General features: G+C 52.9%; 1 rRNA gene. It reads left to right on the top strand.

Features of this window, described 5'->3' with window-relative positions:
* Positions 1-73 precede the first annotated feature (73 nt).
* A 23S ribosomal RNA gene (locus tag QM019_RS12645) occupies positions 74-1,665 on the top strand; the annotation flags it as partial.

Below are 1,665 nucleotides of genomic sequence, written 5' to 3' on the forward strand. Positions count from 1 at the left end.
TGGTGTAATAGTTTCTAGATTTCTAGAGTTCAAATTTTTTTGATTCTTATTCTTATGTATCGTACTTGGTGATTTTGAAGTTGCTAAGAGCGAACGGTGGATGCCTTGGCATCTGGAGCCGATGAAGGACGTAGTAATCTGCGATAAGCCTCGGGGAGCCGATAAACGGGCGTTGATCCGAGGATTTCCGAATGGGGAAACCTGGCCACATTTATTGTGGTTACTCGCACCTGAATGTATAGGGTGTTGAGGGGGAACGCGGGGAAGTGAAACATCTCAGTACCCGCAGGAAGAGAAAACAATTGTGATTCCGTTAGTAGTGGCGAGCGAACGCGGATGAGGCTAAACCGGTTGTGTGTGATACCTGGTAGGGGTTGCATGGTCGGGGTTGTGGGACTTGTTGTGTCGTGCTACCACGCGACGAGTGTCTGATGCAGTGTAGGAGAACAGGTTTGAATGCCTGACCGTAGGGGGTGGGAGTCCCGTATCCGAAACAGTGTGTTGGTGCTGATGAGTATCCCAAGTAGCACGGAGCCCGTGAAACTTTGTGTGAATCTGTCGGGACCACCCGATAAGCCTAAATACTTCCAGATGACCGATAGCGGACAAGTACCGTGAGGGAAAGGTGAAAAGCACCCCGGGAGGGGAGTGAAATAGTTCCTGAAACCGTTTGCTTACAATCCGTCGGAGCCTTTCGGGGTGACGGCGTGCCTTTTGAAGAATGAGCCTGCGAGTTAGTGATGTGTGGCGAGGTTAACCCGTGTGGGGTAGCCGTAGCGAAAGCGAGTCTGAAGAGGGCGTTGAGTCGCATGTTCTAGACCCGAAGCGAAGTGATCTAGCCATGGCCAGGTTGAAGCGTCGGTAAGACGTCGTGGAGGACCGAACCCACCTAGGTTGAAAACTGGGGGGATGAGCTGTGGTTAGGGGTGAAAGGCCAATCAAACTTCGTGATAGCTGGTTCTCTCCGAAATGCATTTAGGTGCAGCGTTGCGTGTTTCTTGCTGGAGGTAGAGCTACTGGATGGCTAATGGGCCTTACCGGGTTACTGACGTCAGCCAAACTCCGAATGCCAGTAAGTGAGAGCGCAGCAGTGAGACAGTGGGGGATAAGCTTCATTGTCGAGAGGGAAACAACCCAGACCACCAATTAAGGTCCCTAAGCGTGTGCTAAGTGGAAAAGGATGTGGAGTTGCAGTGACAACCAGGAGGTTGGCTTAGAAGCAGCCACCCTTGAAAGAGTGCGTAATAGCTCACTGGTCAAGTGATTCCGCGCCGACAATGTAACGGGGCTCAAGCACACCACCGAAATTGTGGCAGTCCATTTGTTGGGCTGGGTAGGAGAGCGTCGTGTACTGGGTGAAGCGGCACGGGAACGTGGTCGTGGACGGTACACGAGTGAGAATGCAGGCATGAGTAGCGAAAGACGGGTGAGAAACCCGTCCTCCGAATAACCAAGGGTTCCAGGGTCAAGCTAATCTTCCCTGGGTAAGTCGGGACCTAAGGCGAGGCCGACAGGCGTAGTCGATGGACAACGGGTTGATATTCCCGTACCGGCGAAAGACCGTCCAATCCAATCCAGTGATGCTAAGAGCCTGAAGTTCCCTGCTGCGCCTTTGGTGTGGTGTGGGGATGGAGCGTTCGAACCTATGCTGGGGCGGGTAGCGTA

This window comes from Gulosibacter sediminis (genome assembly GCF_030011715.1).
Lineage (GTDB): Bacteria > Actinomycetota > Actinomycetes > Actinomycetales > Microbacteriaceae > Gulosibacter > Gulosibacter sediminis.